Below are 19,065 nucleotides of genomic sequence, written 5' to 3'. Positions count from 1 at the left end.
GAGCCTTGCTCTTTGAGCTTCTGGAACAGAGCTGACCTTTCAAAAACTGGATCGCCACATATCCGGGCGGTCTTGTCTCGATTGTCAGCGGGGATTGCAGCCTTCAAAGCTGCGGCCTGTTGCTTCACATCTGGCGTCATCAAGCGGCCCTCTGTGCTGCATCGGATTTAAACCGGCGATTACTGACACCCATTTTCTGTGCAGCGTGAAGGATTGTTGTGTGGTCACGACCGCCAAAAAGTCTGCCAATGGTGGGAAGGCTCAAATCTTGCCGAATTGCCACTGCATTTGCGATTGCGGTGTGGCGTAGCGGGATGATGTCTCTTGTGCGCCGCTTGCCGATAATATCCTCGTAGGTTACTGACGTTCCACGGATCACGTCTTCGATGATCTTGCGGATGGTCGGTTTGCTATCAAGGATGATTGGCTCACCTGTGCAACTCACCACCTCGACAGGATCGCCAGCAGTGCGGATAGTGAGCGTTCTGAATGCTACTGCCGCATCTGCCGCTAGTTCGGCCTCAGCAACGCGCTCGTGGCGTTCTTCACGGTCCATCTCACGTTGTCTGATGTCTTCACGTTCAGCTTCCTTGCGGCGCTTGGACCAGACCTTACGAACGAATGTCGGGTTTAAACCCTCTGGCACTCTGGACAACTCGACACGAGCAACGACGAACTCATCATCATTTGTCAGCGTACCGTTGTCCTTGCAGGCTTGGCTTAGTTCCGCATCGGCTAGAATGATCTTGCGGATGGCAGGGCGGCTGATTTGCATCAACCCGGCAAGCTCATTGATATGCCTGCCCTCATCAATGTGGCGCAGAAGCTTTCTTCTGCTGCCGGGTGTTAAATCAACCATTACGCGGCCTCGGCTAAATATCTCGCTGCTTCTTGGACAGCTTCATTGTCGGAAACCGGGGAGCCATCTATTGCGCTCAGTACCCGGCGAAGGTGATATGCAGCATCGAATTTCAGGGCGATGCATCTTGCTCGGTTTGGGATCAGTTCGATCAGACCGCGTTCCTTGAGACCGTGAACAAGCCGGTGAATGCTGGAACGGGATACGATGCCCAAGGCGTCCCCTATTTCTTGATATGAAGGGCCGTAGCCCTCCTTATCGATGAACGACCGTATGAAGTCGTAGGCCTGTTTCTGGCGGCGTGTGGTGGAGGTCATAATTCCCCCTCACCTCTTGCCTTGGCGAGGGCTTTATTTGCCATGTTGATCCAGCAATCGAAGCCAGCCTGTTCTTGCAGCCCTGCGATTTCACAATCACGAACGAGACGGTATAGGGCTTCGTATAATTCAGGCGCTGCGGCGATCAGATGCGAATGTTCGTAATTTGAAGTGCAGATAAAATCCGACACCTTAAACTCACCGGACATCTTATAAACATTCGCAGTCTTCTTAACTTCGTCCTCATACAGAACGACATCTACTTGCCACGGCTCAGGTGTAATTTTGGCTTCTGACATTTACGCCGCCTCCGCGTCTGGGAAGTCAGGGTCGCCGTGGTCTTCGTCCGATGCTGAATTGATCTTTTCCATCGCAGAGACGAGGTTTTTACGCTGTTCTTCCTGCCCCGCGTCGTAACCACGTAACCAAGCCTGATCCTCGTCAGTGCCAGCCATAAACCCGCTGACACGGTCCAGAGCCTTCAAGCCTGCAATCTTGCCGTCATCGAAAACCTTATCGAGATAATCACGCTCGTCCTCGAACAAGTCGCCCTGCTTTTTGACAATACCCAGAAGCGACAAGGCGTTGGCCTGACGGCGGTGCTTTTCAGCAACCTTGTCCTTATCCTCGGCATTCATGCCCTTCACAACGGTATCAACTTCATGGAGCGTATAGCCGTAGCTTTGGAATATCTTACGGTCTGCTTTGCGATCCGCCTGCAACGCCGCGATACGGGCAAGGTGAATGCTTTCCTTCCGCGCACAATCCATCAGGAGCGCGTCATACTCGCCTTGTGTGAGTTTGGAATTATGTCCTGCGTTCATTTCCGTTCTCCCGATGTTGGAATGTTGAATTCTTCTTCAATCGTTGGGTAATCGGCCAACTCCGGGCAGACGTATTCAGCTAAGCTGACTGCCTTCCTTCGGAGCATAGCGGCGAGCAATATTCGTCGCCGGAGCGACAGCCATCTGAGCCATACGGGCGGTTTCTGCTTTGTAGGCAGCATGACGCTCTCTTTCTGCGATAAGCATTTCCAAGTCCGAGATTTCCCGGTTTTCAATGCGGTTGGCTTCTTTGTTGAAAATTGCCCTCACCCTGCGGCGCGTCCATTTCGGGCTTTTTCTGGAAAGCTTATCGTAAGCTCTATCGAGCATGGCCTTGATCGGCTCGCGTACACCGCGGTAGCCAATCAGTTCATCCAGAAGGTCGGCAGCTAAGTCAGCGTCAGACATTGAGGTACGATCCTGCGAAATGTGCTTGGGTGAGATTTCCACGTTCTTGGACAATGTTCCCATGATCTTGGGTGGCTCCACGGTTATTGATTGAACCGTGGGTCGCACCAATCAGGGAGCGGCCAGAACGAAGGAACTGAAGTGATGAAGATGAAGCGGATTGCCCGGAGAGCTTGGAAAACTGACACAGGCATTCAGCTTGTCTTATGGACTTGGCCTGAAAACTCACCACGAAATCCGAAGGGAAGCAGCTTGCAGGCGCACAATCCTTTCGATCCTTTCCGGTGATGTTTCTCTGGCTGTTAGATGGACGGCCCTTCCCGAAAGCGGCATAAAGAGGTGTCAAAACTCGAAATACCAAATCCGAGAAGGAACCGATTAGAATGGCCGATAATGTTGTGTTTGATCTTGAGAACGTTTCATACGAACGCTCTTCTGGCGCATGGACAGGTGAGTTTGTTGCTAAAACTCCCGAATGTTCGCGATTTAAGATCAGGGTTTCCATTTCAGACCATGCCAGTGTTGGTGAGTTTGACGGCTACGAGCAGACAATTACTGCTGAAGTTGCCGCAACAAGACTGAGGGAAAAGGCACACAAAGCACTGCAATCCCTCCTAGAACAATCAACTACAAACCTGCGAAAGGTTGACGGGAAGGTTTAATCTCGTCTGCGACACGTGCTTGGACTACGGAAGCTGCTTTGTTCTCAACATGACGGGCGAAATATCCCTCACGGCTCAAGCCAGACAATTCGTATTCCTTGTGCCGAAAAATCTCTTCCTCAATGCCTAAAGCAAGGCAAAGAGTGCGAAACTGGCGTTCCCCGATCACATGGGGGATGCTTTCCAAAGCGATTAGCAGCTTAGGTTCTGGCTTCATGATTGTTTCCTTTGAAATTGGCTCCCGGAACCCCGACAGGGGAAGCCAGAGTTCCGGGATTATCGCCTGCCCCAAACAGGGAGGGAGGCAGGCAATTGGTTAAAAAGCTGTGCGAAACTCAGCAGGAACCCGCTTGAGGTTCTCACGCGCCGCTTGTCTTTGTTTCTTGGATAAGGACCGGATATGAGCCTCAAGCTGATCGAGACTGCCGATCTTTCCTTTGATGTGCTGAGGCCAGAGAATGGCCGCAACCTTCCAAAAATCTTCTATGGTTTTCAGCTTCGAGGCTTTCACGCCACGAGAGCCGATAAATGCTTTGAGAGCTTCACTGGCCCAAACCTTGCTCTTGTTGCGACCTTCAACCAGAATGCGCTCTATGCCCTGCAAAAGCTTGATGCCGTCGCGTTCGTGTCGATTGAAGTTGATCCCGTCACGTTCCAATTCTTCTTTTGGCATTCTGTCGCCAAGGATCACCGCGAACCAATAATCCGTCATTTCTGGATCATTCAGGTTCACACGCATGCCCTTGAGATAGGCAGCGCACCGCGGGAACTGGTGAATACTCATGCTGCACCAGCAGAGCTTGCATACCAATCAGACGCTGTAATTTCGCCATTAGTAGCCTTGGCGATCTTCACAATCATCTGTGGTGTCGGGAAGCGATCCCCGCGCACGTATCTCGTGATGGTCGCCTGTGTCGCATCAACCTCCTTTGCGAAGGCATCGTGCGATAGGCCGTTGTCTTTGAGGTATGTTTTCAGCTTTTCCATACCAGCAACATACCAGTTTGGTATCGCATTGCAAGCAAAAAATACCATTATGGTTTTTGATTTTCATACCAAGCCGGAATAACGTCCCGCCATGAATGAAATTAAGCGCCTCCGCGAACTAAAAAAACTTAGCCAATCGCAGCTTGCGGAGTTGGTCGGGACTTCTCAGCCTCAAATTCAAAGGCTTGAGGGGACGCAGCGTAAATTGACTAAAGAGTGGGCAACAAAAATAGCCCCGCACCTCGGCGTTTCGGCTGGTGATCTGATGTTTCCAGAGGCGAATACACGCAGCAGCTTAGTGCATAGCTACGATCCTGACTTCGACAAAAAAGCATACAGCAGGGAACATTGGACCCCATCGACGCCAGGGGCCATACCTGAGATTGATGTAAAGCTGGGGGCTGGTCTTGGCTCCATTGGTGAGGTTATCAGCGTGGAACATGGCGGGGAGAGGGTTGCAGGTCATCGGGTAGTCGCGGAATGGGTGATGCCAGATGATTTCGTAACGCAGGAATTGCGCAGCTCGCGCAAATCAACCGTGGTGATGGAAGTCGTTGGGGATAGCATGTCGCCAACGTATCAACCTGGAGACAGGGTTATCGTTGACCTAAGCCAGACAGATCATGTGTCTGATACGGTCTACGCAATCAGCGACGGTGTCAGCGAGCCGCAGATAAAACGCCTACAGCGCGTTCCATTCTCCGACCCAGCCAGAGTGAAAATCATTTCCGACAATCCAGCTCTTGAGACGTTTGAGGTGGATTTAGAGCGGGTTCAAATCATTGGCCGTATCTGCGGTCACGTAGCAAGACGCTAAACTTTACAGGGGATTACATGCGGGGATTTAGAGCGGCGGGGGTCGCCTTGATTGCAGTGATTGTTGTCGTGCCAGTACAGGCAGAGGATAGTGGCAATTCATGCGCGAAAGAGAACGATGCAGCCAAGCGCCTTCTTTGCTATGACGGTATTTTCAGAAACGAGATAAAAACCGATCCGATCACAGAAGGCACTGGCAAATGGCGTAGCCAGACCGATGTTTCTAAGATAGCCGACACGGCAGATCATTACGCTGCCCTCCAATCCGAAGATAAGCTTTCCAAGAGGTTTGGTGGCACCGGATATGCGCAGATACACATGCGCTGCAAAGAAAACAAAACCTCTGCTTACTTTACCTTCGCAGACCAGTTCCTATCCGACATCCAGAATTACGGGAAGATCACATACCGCCTCGATACCGACAAAGCCGTAACTAAGGGCTTTAACGTATCAACCGACAACACAGGCTTAGGACTGTGGAGTGGCGGATCAGCAATTCCTTTCCTGAAATCTCTGGAAGGTCATAAACAATTGGTCGTACGGGTAACACCATTCAACCAGTCGGCCATCACTGTGACCTTTGACATCAGAGGCTTCGATGAAGCGGTGAAGCCAATTCGTTCAGCATGCAAGTGGTAACCCCACGCGGGGATAAAGGGGATGGGGAATGAGGAATTTACCGCGTAACAAAATGTTAATTTGATTTTCAGGATCAGGGGAATATATTCGGGCCATGTCCAAGATCGCTTTAAAAGAACGGTACAACACCCGCTATCAGCCTAAACGACGCCGTAAAGGTGTCGCCGGTAGCTTTGTGACCGGATTAGCGGCTCTTCTGACTTTGGCTGGACCGAGCAATGTCTCGGCCAACTCTCGTGGCGTTTCGGCCAACAAAGCACTTCGCGGTGACTTTGTTCGATTGGGCGCAGACATGAGAGCGGCCATTGCGAAAGAAAAAAGCCGTGAAGAAACCAGCCGCTAAACGAGCGTCACCTCCTCAAGCGCAACATCATCAACATGCAAATCAAGATAATCAACGTATAGCTATGAAAGTAAGCGTTGAACAATCATCTTGGTCTGGACCTCTGCCCGCGCCTTCCGATATGCTGAAATATGATCAGATCGTCAATAATGGCGCTGAACGTATTTTTACAGCTTGGGAAGAAGAGTCAAAACATCGGCGCGAGCTTGAAAAGAAAGAGATCCGATGGACTATTTTCGAGAGTATCTATGGTAAATCCCTCGCGATAATTTTTGTCTTATCGGTATTGGCAGTGACTGCATATGCAATCAGCATGGATGCAAATTGGATAGCCGCAATACTCGGAGGCACAATGATCGGATCGATTGTTTGGGCCTTTGTAAAGGTCAATCGTCCAAATAAAAACTAACACCAGCCCCGCTTCGGCGGGGTTTTTGTTTGGCTATCGTTTGCGCCTGCCCTTAACGGGAACGGAAGATGAAAACCTTCGATGCGCAATCGAACCTTTGTCCATATGCAGCCAGAGATACAACTGCGCGATGCGTTCGCTGTCGGTTTTCGTTGGCACTGACCCTTCTGGCAATTCATCCATCAACATAACGAAGCCTCGTTGATCATCATTCAGTCGATGAGATTGCGTTTTTATGTAATCCAAACTGTCCATGATCTGATCAATTTCCTTGTGTATATAATTTATACCTCAGAGAATTATATCTAAGATATATAACTTAACGTTATTCAGCTTTCCGTTATTCATATGCAATGGTTGCACTTATATAACTGCAATGGTTGCACTTATTCAGCCCACTTGAAACGAAGCCAGTATCTGTTTCCGATGTTTCGTTTTCGAGCACAAAGCAAATATCCGCCATCTTCCAGAGATTGAAGCGCGCTTATAACAGAGCGAACGCTAACCCCTGTCATCTTCGCAATAGTGGCCGTGGAAGGCCATGCATCCTTGTCTGTGGCATTGATGCGCATAGCAAGGTGAAGCCCCACGCGCACGGCTGTATGGGCCATATCAAGATCATCAACTAATAGCCTGATCCAGTTGTCACGGTTCTGCAAATAGATGGCTGCGGGGTTGGAAGGTTTTTTGCTCATACCGTTTTCTATACCATTTTGGTATTGACAGTCTATACCAATCTGGTATCTTCACTCACATACCGAACACGGCCACGAAGAAGCAAACGCTGATCTGGCCGACAACATGGGGTGAATGGAAATGTCAGACCGAGCCGAACTACTGGCGATTTTCAAGAACCACACGGCGGCTGTTGAAGCCATTGAGGGCATTGCCGGATCGGTTGGGCTTTCGTGTTTCACCTTGAAGGATCAGGGCGAGAGTGGGCTTGAGGTTCGCCGCTTGCTTGGCCGGTTTCTTGAAAAGAACTGTGACGATGAAATCCGGTTGATCGACTACCTGCGCGGGTTCGGAAGTGAGCCGCCAATGAGCGACAAAGAGCGCCGGGATTACCGCCTGAAACGCTCTGAGGACGTTCTGGATCTGATCGACAAGGCCATCGAGACAATCAACGATTACGTACATGGGAGGGCTGCTTGATGGCTCTGGAATTTAGCAGGTTCTGGCTTGTCTGGCGCAGTGGCGGCTCAGCTCCAACCTATAAGCATTTCAGCAAGGACAAAGCTGAGAAGGAAGCCGGAAGGCTGGCATTGAAGGAACCGGGAGCAGTGTTCTTCGTCGTCAAAGCCGTTTCAGGATTTCATGCTGACATTCCTCCGATCAACACCGTCAAGCTGATCAAAGCTGACGAAATTCCTTTCTAAGGGGAACGACATGGAAATCGACAAAAAGAGAATTGAAGACGCCATTATCCAGCAAGTCGCTTCCGATTTAATCAGCGATGAAAGCCTATGGGACCGTGCGAAACGTGCATTTGATGCTCGCATCGAAAAGCTCTGGACGGAAGTCGCTGAAACCCGCCTGCGCTCTGAAATCGAACTGGCAATCACAAACGGACTTGAGCGTGAATATTGCAAGGTTGACGGCTTCGGCATGCAGAATGGTGAGAAAACTTCCATTCGTGCCGAGTTGGAAAAGCAGATCGGCGGCTATTGGAATACGAAGGTCGACCGTCAAGGCAAGCCATCAACTGGCTACGGCGCAGACATGACCCGTGCGGAATGGATGATGACGCAACTTGTTGCCGATGACTTCAAAGGCGAGATGAAGCAGCACGTCATCAACCTGGGTGGATCGCTCAAGGATCACCTGCGGAAGCAGTTACACGAGACAGTCAACGGTCTTCTTTCGGAAGTTTTCTACGTCAGAAGTAAGGGCGATGAGGAACTAAACCGGCAGGATCGTAGCATGATCAAGCCTAAAGCCGCGCCGGTAGGAGGCTCCAATGCGTGACCTTATCGAAGACATCGCTGGCTTTGTTGCCGTTTCAACCTTCTGTGGCGTGTTCCTGTATTGGGCCGCTCTAGCCGAGAAAGTGTGAGGCTCGATATGGCCCGTTTCCGTCACCACAAATACACATGGACCAAGCCTTTCGGTTCGGCTCGCCATTGCTGGGAACTCGTAGGCCCTATGGGCGGAGTTCATTTTCACGTATCCATCACAGAAGGTTATGGACCGTCTGCCGGCCTAGAATTTCATCACGCCGCTTCATCGGGTTATCGCTGCGACGAAGCGCCAGACCGCATCAACTGCCCCCTAATCGGTCAACCATGCTGGCACGATGGTACGAGCCTTTATGCAAGCGAAACTCTATGGCCGATGATCGAACCAATGCTCCGCAGTGGCGACCATGAGACGATTTTCCGAGTTCTGGAAGGTGAGTACGACAGCCGTTTCAAAGGCTTCGAGATACGAGCGAGGGCCGAATGACCGCCCTCCTCCAAGTAAGCGGCTATGTGCGCCGCCAGTCAGTCAAGGGCGATGAGAAGCGCCCACGGTTCACACCAGAACAGATCGCAACAGCCAGCCAGATACAGACCGAGATAGACGCAAGCTTCGTCCTCGCAGTCGAGGTGGCACTGGCACAAGAGTTTCCGGGAGAGTTGAAGACATGACCAAGGTTCGTGACCAAGACCAATTCGTTGTCCGTCTTCCTGACGGTATGCGCGACCAGATAGCCGCAGATGCCAAGGCTAAGGGCCGCAGCATGAACGCTGAGATTGTCGCCAGAATAGCCAATTCAGCACCGGAGAAGACATTGCGGGATGAAATAGCAATCGCGGCATTATCCGTTTTTGCTGGCAACTACAAGGCGACGATTAGCGATGAAGCAAACTCTCATTACGTGATGTCCATTGCTATGCTCTCATATGTGTTTGCTGACGCAATGCTTCGCGCTCGTGAGGTGCAGCATGACTGACACCTTCCAGCATATCAGCGAACCTGTGAATGAAATTATGGACCGCCTGTCACCAGAGAAAACTTGGGACGGAAAGACACCGATTTCAGAGAACGGCATCTATCGCGGCATCAGCCTGGACGATTATCACAACAATCTCGATTTGTTGGATGCGCCGGCAGTTTCCAAGAGCGCTTTGAAGTGGCTTGATCCGATCCAGAAGAACAGCAGCCCGAAAGCGTTCTGGGGCCGTTGGAAGTTTAACCCCGATCATGTGAAGCCAAAGCCGTCTGATGCTCTGGACTTCGGCAAGGCAACGCATTGCTTGCTTCTTGGCGATGAAGATTTTGACGCGGCCTTTGTGATCCGCCCTGAGAAATACCCGGATTACAAGAAGAAGGAAGCGCAGGAGTGGAAAGCCGAACAGATCGCGGCAGGCAAGACCATCGTCACACCTGAACAGTTCGAGCGGATTGCACGTATGCGGGATGATGCGAACCAGTACCCGCTTGTGCAGCAAGGCTTGATGACTGGTCGTGTCGAACGATCGATGCTTTGGAAAGACCCTGAAACGGGTATCTGGCTTAAGGCGCGTCCTGACGTGATCCCGAATGCAGATGCAGTCTATGCGGACCTGAAAACAGCCAGCAGCTTTGATGAGGACTTCCTGTCCCGTCAGATCGTGGATGCCAGCTATTACCTACAGGCTGCAATGACCCGCATGGCCTGCCGTGGGCTTCGGCTTCCGTTCAAGACATTCGTTCTGCTGTACGTGCTGAACGACGATGTTCCTGACACTTCACACGTCGAGATTGACGAGGAAGACATCGACCGTGGCGAAGACATCATTCGGTATGCGCTGCGCACGATCCGCGAATGTCTCGATAGCGGTTACTGGCCCGGCAAGCTCCCATTCAGCGCAGGCGAGCGCTTTATCAAGATGAAACCTTGGTCCCGGCAAACGCTTGACCAGTTCATCGCATATCAACATCAAATTGCAGCATAGGAGGCGTTGAAACATGAACGCTGTTACCCAGACCAATCAAACGCGAACTCCTGCTGAAAGCTTCCGCGACCAGTGGACCAAGCAGGAAAGCGAAGTTGCAGTCGCCCTTCCGCCTCATATCCCCGTAGAGCGCTTCATGCGCGTTGTTATGACGGCTGTGGGTGGCAATGCCGACCTGATGAATGCTGATCGCCGTTCGCTGTTTGAAAGCGCTATGAAGGCCGCGCAGGACGGTTTGCTGCCAGACGGTCGCGATGGTGCGCTCGTGATCTTCAATGCAAAGGCCAAGGAAGGTGGCAAAGACGTTTGGATTAAGAAGGTCCAATGGATGCCCATGGTTGGCGGCATCCTCAAGAAAATTCGTAACTCAGGCGAGCTTCTGTCTCTATCCGCCTATGTCGTCTACGAAAACGACGAGTTCCAATACACTCTTGGCGATGAAGAAACTATCGTTCACCGACCTTGCCTCGACAGTAACCGAGGCGATGCGAAGCTTGTTTATGCGATTGCCAAGACCAAGGACGGCGGCATTTACCGCGAAATAATGACGTTGAAAGACGTGGAAAAGGTTCGCGCTGTTTCCAAGACTGGCAAATTCGGCCCGTGGGCTGACTGGTGGGATGAAATGGCTAAGAAAACAGTCATTCGCCGCCTTGCTAAGCGCCTGCCAATGTCAAGCGATCTTGATGATCTGATGCGCCGTGATGACGATCTTTATGATTTCAGTGGTCGCCGTAACGATGTGGACGCTCAGCAGAACCGCATCCAGCAGCGTGGCACCCTTTCTCAGCTTTTGCAGAGCAAGCCAGATACCGCGCAGATTGGCCAGCAGTCACACGAGGGCTTTCAGATTGACCATCAGCCGGAACAGACACAAACGCCAGCCAGAGCCCCGGATACTCAAAATACAACCGCATCTGATAGCGTCACCTCCAGCGCAATAGAACAGCACGGTGGAGCCGTCTACGATTGTGATGAAGCAAAGCTTAGCGATGACGAACGGGAAGCATTGAAGCAGTTCATTATTGGCTGCATTGGTGCATCGACACCGGCAGAAGGCTATCAGCTTGACCCGTCCATAATCGTCAACTCTGCGAAGGGGCTGGACGCTGGCGGCGCTCTGGTTAGCAAACTTGCACGAGACAAAGCTGGGGCGATCACACGGTCGTTTAAATCGGTCTGTGAAGGCAATGCCGATCTGGATGCTGCGATTGATTACACCTGTGGCGTGATCGGTATCGATCCGAGCGAGGTGAAGTGATGGCCTCAGCAGTCCGCAGACACCCCGAAGCATTCAGCACTGCCCCATCCAAGGGACAGAAGCGACCAAGGAAACAGGACGGCAAGCATCTGGCATGGATTAGAACCCTGCCCTGCTTGGTGACTGGTCAGTATGGCGTTGAAGCCGCTCATATCCGGTACGCGGCACCAGCATACGGCAAGCGAGAAACCGGGAAGGCTGAGAAGCCGGATGACCGTTGGACGGTTCCCCTTAGCCCTGAAATGCACCGTTCACAGCATTCGATGAATGAGCAAAAGTTCTGGGAACAGCACAAAATCGATCCGTGCCAAGTGGCCTTAGCCCTGCATGGCGTATCCGGCGACGATGAAGCCGCAATCGTGATTATTCGGAATGCGAGGAAGCCATGACCATCCCAGATGAAGCAGTACAGGCGGCAAGCAAGCGCATAGACGAGTATTACGACACGCCGAATTGCGTAGGTGAAACAGCAGTTCGCGCCGCCCTCACAGCCGCCCTGCCTTTCCTGCAAGGGGTGAAGCAAGAGCCAGTAGCATGGTCTATAATTTTCTCAGACCATTACGGAGTTAACTGCGAAACCACATTCAAGACGAAGCAAGCAGCAGAAAACTATGTTTCATCTTGCGGTCGTGGCAAAGTAGTCCCTCTTTATCTGGCCCCATCCCCGCGTGCGCAGGCGTTGGAGGATCTTTTCGATGCCGTAACCCTAATGCAAAAACACGATGAAAAGTTTGAAGGCGAGATACCTTTAGCGACCATCCAGAAGGTTTACACGGCACACACAGCCGCAATCCGCACCCTCTCGTCCCAGCCTGTAGCGGATGGGTGCAAGGCGTATGTTGCAGAAATGAAGACTTTTGCCGGTATTGACTATTTCGTCATGATTAAGTCTGGCGACCGGGAATTGTCTATCCGCAAATGGCAGCAAAAGCACCACGCCGATTACGAAGCGGCTGAATACAACTGGCTGTTCAATGGCGGTGAGAAACCGGACATCCTTGCTTTTAACCCCGTATCAGGCGGCTCATCCATCCTCCCAGCCTCACCGGGAGCGTCGGAATGAGTAAGCTGACGCAAGCGCAAAGATCGAAAATACAGCAGGAAATTTACGCGCTCACCGAAGAGGCCGCAGAGTTAGAGCGTAAAGCTCAACGTTTGCAGCGCGTCCTTGACCGTGACGCATGGACCTCTTCCACCCGCCCGACAGGAGGCAGCAACCATGGCGAGTAAGGAAGTCACGAACGCCGCGAAGGCAATCTATGAAAGCCGTAACGGTGCAGGGCGCACGCCGTGGTCGCAATTGCCGTGGTCGCATAAGGTACCGTACTTGGACGATGCAGAGGCGGCGCGCAAATCTTTCCTCGCCGCTCTACAGGACCCGACAGAGGAGATGCTAGAGGAATGCAGCGATGCTTGGCGATACGGGCAAGTACTGTGGCCTAAGATGCTCGCCGCATCCGCACTAGGGGAGCAGAGCGAATGAAGCTGACACGTGAACAAGCGCAGGCTTTTGTGGACAGCCTGTTCCCTACCGGAGAATATTGCCATCTTCACAACCCAACGCGGACTTACTTTTCTGCGCTGATTGGTGATGTCCCTAGCTCTCGCCCCTATCTCGACAGCGATCCGAACCAAGAGAAGCTTCGCCAGATGGCGTCATTGCTTCGCGAGATTGCGGATCACATCGAAATCAGCGGAGAGACGGCGCAGCGCCAAGCCCTGAAAGGCGGGGATTGATGGACGTTACAATCACATGGCACAACGCCGGGCCGCATACGATCTACGGCAAGCTTGAAACGCGATTGGGCAGAAAGCCAACTGACGCGGAGGCATCCAACGAAGTGAAGCGCATCCTTTCAGACCGCACAGCACTGCAAGAAAGGGGGAGAGAGTGAGTAACCAGCCTCGCATGATTTCCAAGATGGAGGCCGCACAGTATTGCGGTCTTACACCGTCAGGCTTTTCAAGCTGGGTGAAACGTGGCGTATTGCCGAACTCGGTTCCTGGTACAAACAGATGGGATCGTAAAGCGATCGACGCCAGAATAGACCGCTTATCAGGCCTACAGATACAAACGAATGATGATACTAATTTCGATGAAATGGAGGCTGCAATAGATGCGCGTCTCGCTCAAAGGCGTACACAGGGTAAAAAAGCTTCTCGCTAATGGCGAGGAGCGTTTCTATTATTACGCATGGCGTGGCGGTCCGCTTCTACGCGGTGAAGATGGGAAACTGCTATCTCCATCAGATCCAGAATTTCATGCAGTGTATAGCGAAGCCTGTAAGCAGCTAACATCAGGCAAGAAACAGACGCTTTCTTTCCTGATCAAGGAATTTTCCAAAGCGTCCGAATTCACCGGCAAATCTGATAAAACCCGCAAAGACTATATCCGATACCTCAAGGAGATTGAGGACGTATTCGGCGATTTGTCATTTGCGTATCTGGAAAACCCACGCGCACGAGGAAAATTCAAGCAGTGGCGCGATACCATGTCTGACAGGCCGAGAACTGCCGATTATGCTTGGTCTGTGCTAAGCCGTGTCTTGTCATTCTCAAAAGACCGGGGCCACATCTCAGTGAACGTCTGTGAGCGCGGTGGTAGGCTTTATAAATCCGAACGTGCTGAAAAGATATGGACGCCAGACGTGATCGAGCGATTTATCAAGGTCGCATCGAAGGAATTACAGCTTGCTCTTATGATGGGGCTTTGGACCGGACAACGCCAAGGCGACCTATTGCGGGTCAGCTGGCCTTCCTATGACGGCAAGACACTGCGCATCAAGCAGGGAAAAACAGGCGCGAGAGTGACAATCCCCGTTGGGCAGCCACTCAAGATATTGCTTGGTGATGGAGAAAAGAGCTTTGACACGATCCTGATAAACTCACATGGCAAGGCTTGGACGGAAGACGGGTTTAGAACTTCTTGGAGAAAAGCTTGTGCCAAGGCGGGGATCGATGATTTAAATTTTCACGATCTGAGAGGCACAGCGGTGACAAGACTGGCGCTTGCCGGGTGTAATACAAGCCAGATTGCTTCAATTACAGGCCACAGCCAAAAGGATGCCGAAGCTATCCTTGACGCGCACTATCTGGGAGGCAAAATTGAGCTTGCCGAAATCGCTATTTCCAAGCTAGAACAGTTTACAAACGGTTTGTAAGCCCTTGTTTTTGCTAGAGCGATTTTGTTACCATTTTAGAAAAATGTCTAATGAAATCAATAAAAAGCACATGTCTCTTAATCAGCGGGTCGTAGGTTCGATCCCTACATCACCCACCATTTTCTCTTTTTAAGAGCAATTACCGCTGATTATCCAGAACATTGATAAATAACTGAAAATTATCAAATTATTTTGTATAATTTCGCTTGGTTATTCTCAAATCCAAAACTGTTACATGCATAATTAAGCATAGCGCAATTGGCGCAGCGGTACTATGAGTGCCTTATGAAACCCAAAAGCCTTGGCTACACTTTCACACTTCTCGCCGTCATAATTTTTGCTTCGCAAGACGGCATTTCGAAGTATCTCGGTTCACATTATTCGCCCATCTTCATAACGATGGTGCGTTATTGGGTTTTTGCAATCTTTGTGATCCTGATTGCAACCCGTTCCGGGGGGATAGCACGCGCAGCTTCGACCAAGCGTCCAGTTCTGCAAATTTTGCGCGGAATTCTGCTTGCTGCCGAAATTGTTATACTGGTGTATGGTCTGAGCCGTGTCGGAATGGCAATGACCCAATCCATATTTCAAGCAGCTCCACTGCTTATCACGATGCTTTCTGTGCCGCTTCTTGGTGAAAAAGTCGGCTGGCGCCGCTGGATAGCGATCTTCGTCGGCCTGCTCGGTGTCATGCTGATCATTGACCCGACACATGTCCAATTTGACTGGGAACTCATGTTTCCGATCACCGCCACAATCATGTTTGCATTTTATGCAATCGCCACACGAGCTGTGAGCAAAACAGACAGCTCAATGACCAGCTTCTTTTATACAGGCGTTGGTGGCGCGGTCGTACTTACAGTAGTTGGTGTATTTCATTTGGAACCTATTGCACCGCATGACTGGCCATGGATGGCCGCGCTTTGTGCCTGCGGAATGGCAAGCCATTACTGCCTCATTCGCGCCTATGATATTCTGGAAGCAGTTGAAGTACAGCCCCTCACCTATTTGCAGCTCGTCATCGGTGCTCTGATTGCTGTCGTCGTCTTCCATGAGAACCTGACCTGGAATATCATAGCCGGTGCCAGCATCGTTGTGGCAGCAGGCCTCTTTTCCATGTTCCGCGAACACCTGCGCTCAAAACGGGCATCATAACATTACCAATTATTAATCGACCCATTCATTTCAGGTTCACCTAAGATGCACCACATTACCCACACACCAATTAATGGTGTTTTGTAATGAGTGGATGGAGTTATAGAACCATGAAATCGAAGACCTTGTATGTTGCCGTTATCGCCTCAGCATTGTTCTCTACTGCCGCATTTGCGCAGGAAAAAAAGAGCGAGAATACAAGCAACTCGGCAACGGATACCTCCATTACACAAACGGATGGAACCAAAGGAAAACGTGGGCCAATTGATCTTGAGAAGTTCTCGCGTATGGATGAGCTGAAAGCCGCTGATACCAATGGCGATGGCATTCTCTCCCGCGATGAAATCGAAGCACTGGCCCTCAAGCGCATGGTAAACCGCGCGGCAGACCGCCTCGAGCGCCGTCTTGACGTCAAAGGCGATGGTAAAATCACCCTGGAAGCGATTGAAAAGCAGCGTCAGAAGGAATTTGCAGCCCTTGATCGCAATGAGGATGGCAAACTTGACCGTCATGAACTGCGTGCAGGCAAGAAATTCCACCACGGTCCAAAGGGCCCGCATCATGGCGGCAAAGGCAAGATGGAGCATCATCAGCCAAAGCCCCAGCAGTAAGTCTGCATGATTTTAAAAAGCCCCGCACTGCGGGGCTTTTCAATTTCAATTACGAGCGAATAACGCCCTTCTTGAAAATAATATTACCGTAAAGACGCTTTTCACCGGAACGGATAACAGCATAAGCTGCGCTCGCACGATCATAAAATGCAAAGCGCTCAATTGGCTCAACGGTAATCCTGCGACCTTCAGCCTTTTCGATGATCGCCTCAAACTCGGCAAAAATCGCTGGTGTTTCATTCGGAGCTTCCATGACAGCCGCGGGCTTGTCGACAAAGTCATCAAGCGGCAGGAGCGACAGCACAGCTTCCGCAACATCGGTTGCGCTGATGCCCGGCAGATCAATAACCTGAACGCCGGAAGCCTGCGCAGGGTAATTCGCATCAACGATAACCAGATCGTCGCCGTGGCCCATATCTGCCAGCACTTCGAGAAGGGAACCAGTCAGCAGAGGGTTTATATTCTTGAGCATTGATGAATTCCAAATGATGAACTTTACTTTCACCACCCTATCTGAAACGCCACTGAAAATGCAAACGCCGGCTGCATGAGCCGGCGCTTTTATTCATCAACGAAAAAGCAACATTATCAATCAGCAGTCGCTTCAATATTGACCTTGTCAAGGATCAACAGCGGGTTTTGCGAAGCCGCAATCATTTCCAATGCACCGATACCGCGTTCAGACTTCGACGTCACACGCACTTCAAAGCTCTTCGGTTTCGCTACAAACGTATTAAACGCAGAGATTACACCCTGAAGCTGCGGCTGTTCGGCAGCAAGTTCCTGCAAAACTCCATTCGCGACCAGCAGAAGCGTGCTTCGCAACTCGTCCACAGACATATTGTGTTCATCAGCATAGAGCTGAAGCGCTTTTTCAGCGAGTCCCTCATTCTCAATCGTCAGCTTCACTTCACGCGCTTTCACGCCAAGAAGCGCAACCTGAGCAAGCACCTTATCGCCAGAGAAAAACTCTTTGGTGAATCCGCCCATTAAACCGGACATGGAAACCTTGCCCATATCCTTTCCGCTCATGGAAATATCCTTGATGACAAGGCTCTGGGTTGGCTCATCCCAGTTTGCTTCAACGTTCGAGGAAATCGTAACCCGATCAAACCCAAGCTTGCGAAGCTGTTGATACATTTCTTCATTGCTGTCGGCAGGGACAGGCAAAGACATATCTTCATAAGCAATACGAATATCGGACGGAATGCCATTCACGGGCTTATTCAGTGCAATTTCATAGCTTTTAACACCGATTTTCAAACGATGTGGCAGACCATCCGGCTTTGGTGCAGGATTGCCGTCCTCATCCACAATATCAATATCGTCATTAACATTGTTGTCATAAGGAACATCGGCTTCAATACCTTTGATGACAGTTGTCCCAAATTCCGGCAGCATTGTCGTGAATGGGAAATTCTCCATTTCCTCTTCGTTCAAAGCGGCAAATTTTGTGATCGCCTCTACCGAAGGTTCCCAATTGAAGCCTTTGAGCGAAAATTCGTCCAGCTTGACGTAATCCTGACTATTGCCAGCCATGAAGCCATTGAGAGAAATATCAAGGCTCTTATTGTCGAATAACATCGAAATTTTATCGATGCTGCCCTTCCCTTTTTCAGCATCAGAAGGCTCAACCTTCATGCCGAGCAATTCAACATCACCCTTTCCAATCGTATCAAAGATACTGATCAAACGAACAAAGAACTCCTTACGTTCTTCGGGCGACAGGGCTTGAATGTCATTATCGGCTTCGAGTTTCTGCAGCGTTTCAGTCAATGGCACCGCAGGCAGGCGCATGGTAAAACCGTTACTGCGAATTTCGTCATAGCTGAACTTTGCCTGTGCGCTCTCAATGACAATATCTTTTGCAGAAAACGGCCCATAGACCGGCTTTGCCTCCTTGTCATCCGGGCCGGCGGCATCGGTGTAAAGACGAGCAATAAATACACCGTCAATATCTTTACCCTCTGAAACACCGATTGTTCCAGCCATGCGCTCTTCTTTAGTACCACCTGTTTCATTCGGTAATGTAAGGTCAAGGTCAAAGCTCGCACCGGTCGATGTATATTGTGCAACGTGACCATTCACGATGTCTTCCAATATCACATCCTTATAGGAAGTCTTTTGTTCCTTATCGTTCAACATCTGAACAATATTGATTTCCGGAACCAATACACGCTTTGCTGAAAAGCGACCAACGCGCTCAGCCAGGCTCAATGCGCTATTGCCGAAAGTATCGCGCAACATACCAATATCGAAATTGGCATCATCAATGCGCACGCTTGGCAGAGAAATCCTGAACTGCGCCACTTCCGTTTTGATATCCGTGGCATCCAGCATGCCATCTAGGAACAGGATTTTGGGGCGCCCTTCAATTGAGCCAATTGTAATGTCTGTCCCTTCTTTGAGGGGCAACACCACATCAGTCAGCTTGATCCGTCCAAAAAAATCAGCCGAAACAGAAGCCGCTTTGCCACCACGCTTTTCAAGCTGCGCACTGATCGTCTTTTCAAGTGTGATCTTGTATCCAACGGCGCCTGCGGCTGCAATGGCAATCACTGCTACCGCTGCCCAAAGCGCTTTACGTCCGCTCTTGCGTTTTCCGCCCGAAGCCTGCTCCACGATTTCTCATCCTTTTAGCGCATTTTCAATTATATCTAATAGTCGATTGGTTAATCAGAAGAAATTATAAG

General features: G+C 50.7%; 35 protein-coding genes. 23 read left to right on the top strand and 12 right to left on the bottom strand.

Going from position 1 to position 19,065, the window contains the following annotated elements; translation table 11 throughout:
• Positions 1–139: 139 nt before the first annotated feature.
• The 5 genes from FHY56_RS04265 to FHY56_RS04245 form a co-directional block, all read right to left on the bottom strand.
• Positions 140–859: a helix-turn-helix domain-containing protein gene (locus FHY56_RS04265; protein ID WP_140903927.1), complete on the bottom strand. Its 720-nt coding sequence runs from the start codon at positions 857–859 to the stop codon at positions 140–142.
• Complete coding sequence (locus FHY56_RS04260) at positions 859–1,176, bottom strand: LexA family protein (RefSeq protein WP_140903926.1); 318 nt, start codon at positions 1,174–1,176, stop codon at positions 859–861. The genes FHY56_RS04265 and FHY56_RS04260 overlap by 1 nt, the downstream gene beginning before the upstream one ends.
• Positions 1,173–1,475 (bottom strand): hypothetical protein, encoded by a 303-nt coding sequence (locus FHY56_RS04255; protein WP_140903925.1) that lies wholly within the window; start codon positions 1,473–1,475, stop codon positions 1,173–1,175. Before FHY56_RS04255 ends, FHY56_RS04260 begins: the two co-directional genes overlap by 4 nt.
• Positions 1,476–2,000, bottom strand: a complete 525-nt coding sequence (locus FHY56_RS04250) for a hypothetical protein (protein WP_140903924.1) — start codon at positions 1,998–2,000, stop codon at positions 1,476–1,478.
• A 75-nt stretch (positions 2,001–2,075) separates the two neighbouring features.
• Positions 2,076–2,408 (bottom strand): hypothetical protein, encoded by a 333-nt coding sequence (locus FHY56_RS04245; protein WP_235889414.1) that lies wholly within the window; start codon positions 2,406–2,408, stop codon positions 2,076–2,078.
• 383 nt (positions 2,409–2,791) lie between these two features.
• Between FHY56_RS04245 and FHY56_RS04240 the strand changes: the two genes are divergently transcribed.
• Positions 2,792–3,070: a hypothetical protein gene (locus FHY56_RS04240; protein ID WP_140903923.1), complete on the top strand. Its 279-nt coding sequence runs from the start codon at positions 2,792–2,794 to the stop codon at positions 3,068–3,070.
• On the opposite strand, the gene FHY56_RS04235 is transcribed toward FHY56_RS04240, so the two are convergent.
• The 3 genes from FHY56_RS04235 to FHY56_RS04225 form a co-directional block, all read right to left on the bottom strand.
• On the bottom strand, positions 3,036–3,287 hold the full coding sequence (locus FHY56_RS04235; protein ID WP_140903922.1) for a hypothetical protein: 252 nt from the start codon (positions 3,285–3,287) through the stop codon (positions 3,036–3,038). The two genes, FHY56_RS04240 and FHY56_RS04235, sit on opposite strands and share 35 nt — an antisense overlap.
• Positions 3,288–3,386: 99 nt before the next feature.
• The gene (locus FHY56_RS04230; RefSeq protein WP_140903921.1) at positions 3,387–3,854 is read right to left on the bottom strand and encodes a hypothetical protein; all 468 of its coding nucleotides are present in this window, start codon (positions 3,852–3,854) and stop codon (positions 3,387–3,389) included.
• Positions 3,851–4,105, bottom strand: coding sequence for a helix-turn-helix domain-containing protein (locus FHY56_RS04225; RefSeq protein WP_140903920.1), 255 nt, complete (start codon positions 4,103–4,105; stop codon positions 3,851–3,853). The genes FHY56_RS04230 and FHY56_RS04225 overlap by 4 nt, the downstream gene beginning before the upstream one ends.
• A gap of 43 nt (positions 4,106–4,148) precedes the next feature.
• Between FHY56_RS04225 and FHY56_RS04220 the strand changes: the two genes are divergently transcribed.
• The 4 genes from FHY56_RS04220 to FHY56_RS04205 all read left to right on the top strand — a co-directional run bounded on the left by FHY56_RS04220 (position 4,149) and on the right by FHY56_RS04205 (position 6,264).
• The gene (locus FHY56_RS04220) at positions 4,149–4,874 is read left to right on the top strand and encodes a LexA family transcriptional regulator (protein ID WP_140903919.1); all 726 of its coding nucleotides are present in this window, start codon (positions 4,149–4,151) and stop codon (positions 4,872–4,874) included.
• Positions 4,875–4,891: 17 nt separating this feature from the next.
• Positions 4,892–5,512 carry a type VI secretion system-associated protein TagO gene (locus tag FHY56_RS04215; protein WP_140903918.1) on the top strand — a complete coding sequence of 207 codons (621 nt, stop codon included), beginning with the start codon at positions 4,892–4,894 and terminating at the stop codon, positions 5,510–5,512.
• 94 nt (positions 5,513–5,606) lie between these two features.
• Positions 5,607–5,855 carry a hypothetical protein gene (locus FHY56_RS04210; protein ID WP_140903917.1) on the top strand — a complete coding sequence of 83 codons (249 nt, stop codon included), beginning with the start codon at positions 5,607–5,609 and terminating at the stop codon, positions 5,853–5,855.
• Entirely contained in the window at positions 5,836–6,264 is a 429-nt protein-coding gene (locus FHY56_RS04205; RefSeq protein ID WP_140903916.1) for a DUF2335 domain-containing protein, read from the top strand. The genes FHY56_RS04210 and FHY56_RS04205 overlap by 20 nt, the downstream gene beginning before the upstream one ends.
• Before the next feature lie 33 nt (positions 6,265–6,297).
• Here the strand turns inward: FHY56_RS04205 and FHY56_RS04200 are convergent, their stop codons facing one another.
• Together FHY56_RS04200 and FHY56_RS04195 are read right to left on the bottom strand one after the other, a co-directional pair.
• Positions 6,298–6,519 carry a hypothetical protein gene (locus FHY56_RS04200; RefSeq protein WP_140903915.1) on the bottom strand — a complete coding sequence of 74 codons (222 nt, stop codon included), beginning with the start codon at positions 6,517–6,519 and terminating at the stop codon, positions 6,298–6,300.
• Between the two features lie 131 nt (positions 6,520–6,650).
• Positions 6,651–6,959, bottom strand: coding sequence for a helix-turn-helix domain-containing protein (locus tag FHY56_RS04195; RefSeq protein WP_140903914.1), 309 nt, complete (start codon positions 6,957–6,959; stop codon positions 6,651–6,653).
• Positions 6,960–7,080: 121 nt separating this feature from the next.
• Between FHY56_RS04195 and FHY56_RS04190 the strand changes: the two genes are divergently transcribed.
• The 18 genes from FHY56_RS04190 (at position 7,081) to FHY56_RS04120 (ending at position 16,372) form a co-directional block, all read left to right on the top strand.
• A complete protein-coding gene (locus tag FHY56_RS04190) occupies positions 7,081–7,419 on the top strand; it encodes a hypothetical protein (RefSeq protein WP_140903913.1) in 339 nt (112 codons plus the stop codon).
• Positions 7,419–7,643 carry a hypothetical protein gene (locus FHY56_RS04185; protein WP_140903912.1) on the top strand — a complete coding sequence of 75 codons (225 nt, stop codon included), beginning with the start codon at positions 7,419–7,421 and terminating at the stop codon, positions 7,641–7,643. Before FHY56_RS04190 ends, FHY56_RS04185 begins: the two co-directional genes overlap by 1 nt.
• Positions 7,644–7,653: 10 nt before the next feature.
• The gene (locus FHY56_RS04180) at positions 7,654–8,232 is read left to right on the top strand and encodes a hypothetical protein (RefSeq protein ID WP_140903911.1); all 579 of its coding nucleotides are present in this window, start codon (positions 7,654–7,656) and stop codon (positions 8,230–8,232) included.
• A 96-nt stretch (positions 8,233–8,328) separates the two neighbouring features.
• On the top strand, positions 8,329–8,709 hold the full coding sequence (locus FHY56_RS04175) for a hypothetical protein (RefSeq protein ID WP_140903910.1): 381 nt from the start codon (positions 8,329–8,331) through the stop codon (positions 8,707–8,709).
• Positions 8,706–8,894, top strand: a complete 189-nt coding sequence (locus tag FHY56_RS04170) for a hypothetical protein (protein ID WP_140903909.1) — start codon at positions 8,706–8,708, stop codon at positions 8,892–8,894. Before FHY56_RS04175 ends, FHY56_RS04170 begins: the two co-directional genes overlap by 4 nt.
• Complete coding sequence (locus FHY56_RS18300; protein ID WP_140903908.1) at positions 8,891–9,199, top strand: Arc family DNA-binding protein; 309 nt, start codon at positions 8,891–8,893, stop codon at positions 9,197–9,199. Before FHY56_RS04170 ends, FHY56_RS18300 begins: the two co-directional genes overlap by 4 nt.
• Positions 9,192–10,184, top strand: coding sequence for a PD-(D/E)XK nuclease-like domain-containing protein (locus FHY56_RS04160; protein ID WP_158447732.1), 993 nt, complete (start codon positions 9,192–9,194; stop codon positions 10,182–10,184). Before FHY56_RS18300 ends, FHY56_RS04160 begins: the two co-directional genes overlap by 8 nt.
• 13 nt (positions 10,185–10,197) lie before the next feature.
• The gene (locus FHY56_RS04155) at positions 10,198–11,445 is read left to right on the top strand and encodes a recombinase RecT (protein WP_140903906.1); all 1,248 of its coding nucleotides are present in this window, start codon (positions 10,198–10,200) and stop codon (positions 11,443–11,445) included.
• Complete coding sequence (locus FHY56_RS04150) at positions 11,445–11,834, top strand: DUF968 domain-containing protein (RefSeq protein ID WP_235889413.1); 390 nt, start codon at positions 11,445–11,447, stop codon at positions 11,832–11,834. Before FHY56_RS04155 ends, FHY56_RS04150 begins: the two co-directional genes overlap by 1 nt.
• Positions 11,831–12,508 carry a hypothetical protein gene (locus FHY56_RS04145; protein ID WP_140903904.1) on the top strand — a complete coding sequence of 226 codons (678 nt, stop codon included), beginning with the start codon at positions 11,831–11,833 and terminating at the stop codon, positions 12,506–12,508. The genes FHY56_RS04150 and FHY56_RS04145 overlap by 4 nt, the downstream gene beginning before the upstream one ends.
• Complete coding sequence (locus FHY56_RS17760; protein ID WP_158447731.1) at positions 12,505–12,675, top strand: hypothetical protein; 171 nt, start codon at positions 12,505–12,507, stop codon at positions 12,673–12,675. Before FHY56_RS04145 ends, FHY56_RS17760 begins: the two co-directional genes overlap by 4 nt.
• A complete protein-coding gene (locus tag FHY56_RS17755; RefSeq protein ID WP_158447730.1) occupies positions 12,665–12,928 on the top strand; it encodes an HMG-box domain-containing protein in 264 nt (87 codons plus the stop codon). The genes FHY56_RS17760 and FHY56_RS17755 overlap by 11 nt, the downstream gene beginning before the upstream one ends.
• On the top strand, positions 12,925–13,182 hold the full coding sequence (locus tag FHY56_RS04140; protein ID WP_140903903.1) for a hypothetical protein: 258 nt from the start codon (positions 12,925–12,927) through the stop codon (positions 13,180–13,182). Before FHY56_RS17755 ends, FHY56_RS04140 begins: the two co-directional genes overlap by 4 nt.
• On the top strand, positions 13,182–13,340 hold the full coding sequence (locus FHY56_RS17750; protein WP_158447729.1) for a hypothetical protein: 159 nt from the start codon (positions 13,182–13,184) through the stop codon (positions 13,338–13,340). Before FHY56_RS04140 ends, FHY56_RS17750 begins: the two co-directional genes overlap by 1 nt.
• Positions 13,337–13,612 carry a hypothetical protein gene (locus FHY56_RS04135; RefSeq protein ID WP_140903902.1) on the top strand — a complete coding sequence of 92 codons (276 nt, stop codon included), beginning with the start codon at positions 13,337–13,339 and terminating at the stop codon, positions 13,610–13,612. The genes FHY56_RS17750 and FHY56_RS04135 overlap by 4 nt, the downstream gene beginning before the upstream one ends.
• Positions 13,563–14,606: a tyrosine-type recombinase/integrase gene (locus tag FHY56_RS04130; RefSeq protein WP_140903901.1), complete on the top strand. Its 1,044-nt coding sequence runs from the start codon at positions 13,563–13,565 to the stop codon at positions 14,604–14,606. The genes FHY56_RS04135 and FHY56_RS04130 overlap by 50 nt, the downstream gene beginning before the upstream one ends.
• A gap of 285 nt (positions 14,607–14,891) precedes the next feature.
• On the top strand, positions 14,892–15,761 hold the full coding sequence (locus FHY56_RS04125) for a DMT family transporter (protein ID WP_140903900.1): 870 nt from the start codon (positions 14,892–14,894) through the stop codon (positions 15,759–15,761).
• 110 nt (positions 15,762–15,871) lie between these two features.
• Positions 15,872–16,372, top strand: coding sequence for an EF-hand domain-containing protein (locus tag FHY56_RS04120; RefSeq protein WP_140903899.1), 501 nt, complete (start codon positions 15,872–15,874; stop codon positions 16,370–16,372).
• 49 nt (positions 16,373–16,421) lie between these two features.
• Here the strand turns inward: FHY56_RS04120 and FHY56_RS04115 are convergent, their stop codons facing one another.
• Positions 16,422–16,844, bottom strand: coding sequence for an RbsD/FucU family protein (locus FHY56_RS04115; protein ID WP_140903898.1), 423 nt, complete (start codon positions 16,842–16,844; stop codon positions 16,422–16,424).
• A 116-nt stretch (positions 16,845–16,960) separates the two neighbouring features.
• Positions 16,961–18,994 carry a hypothetical protein gene (locus tag FHY56_RS04110; protein WP_140903897.1) on the bottom strand — a complete coding sequence of 678 codons (2,034 nt, stop codon included), beginning with the start codon at positions 18,992–18,994 and terminating at the stop codon, positions 16,961–16,963.
• Positions 18,995–19,065: the final 71 nt, after the last annotated feature.

The sequence above is a fragment of the Brucella gallinifaecis genome, from assembly GCF_006476605.1.
Taxonomy (GTDB): Bacteria; Pseudomonadota; Alphaproteobacteria; order Rhizobiales; family Rhizobiaceae; genus Brucella; species Brucella gallinifaecis.
Note: the sequence above shows the minus strand (reverse complement) of the source record. Positions and strands in the feature narration are given on the sequence as shown.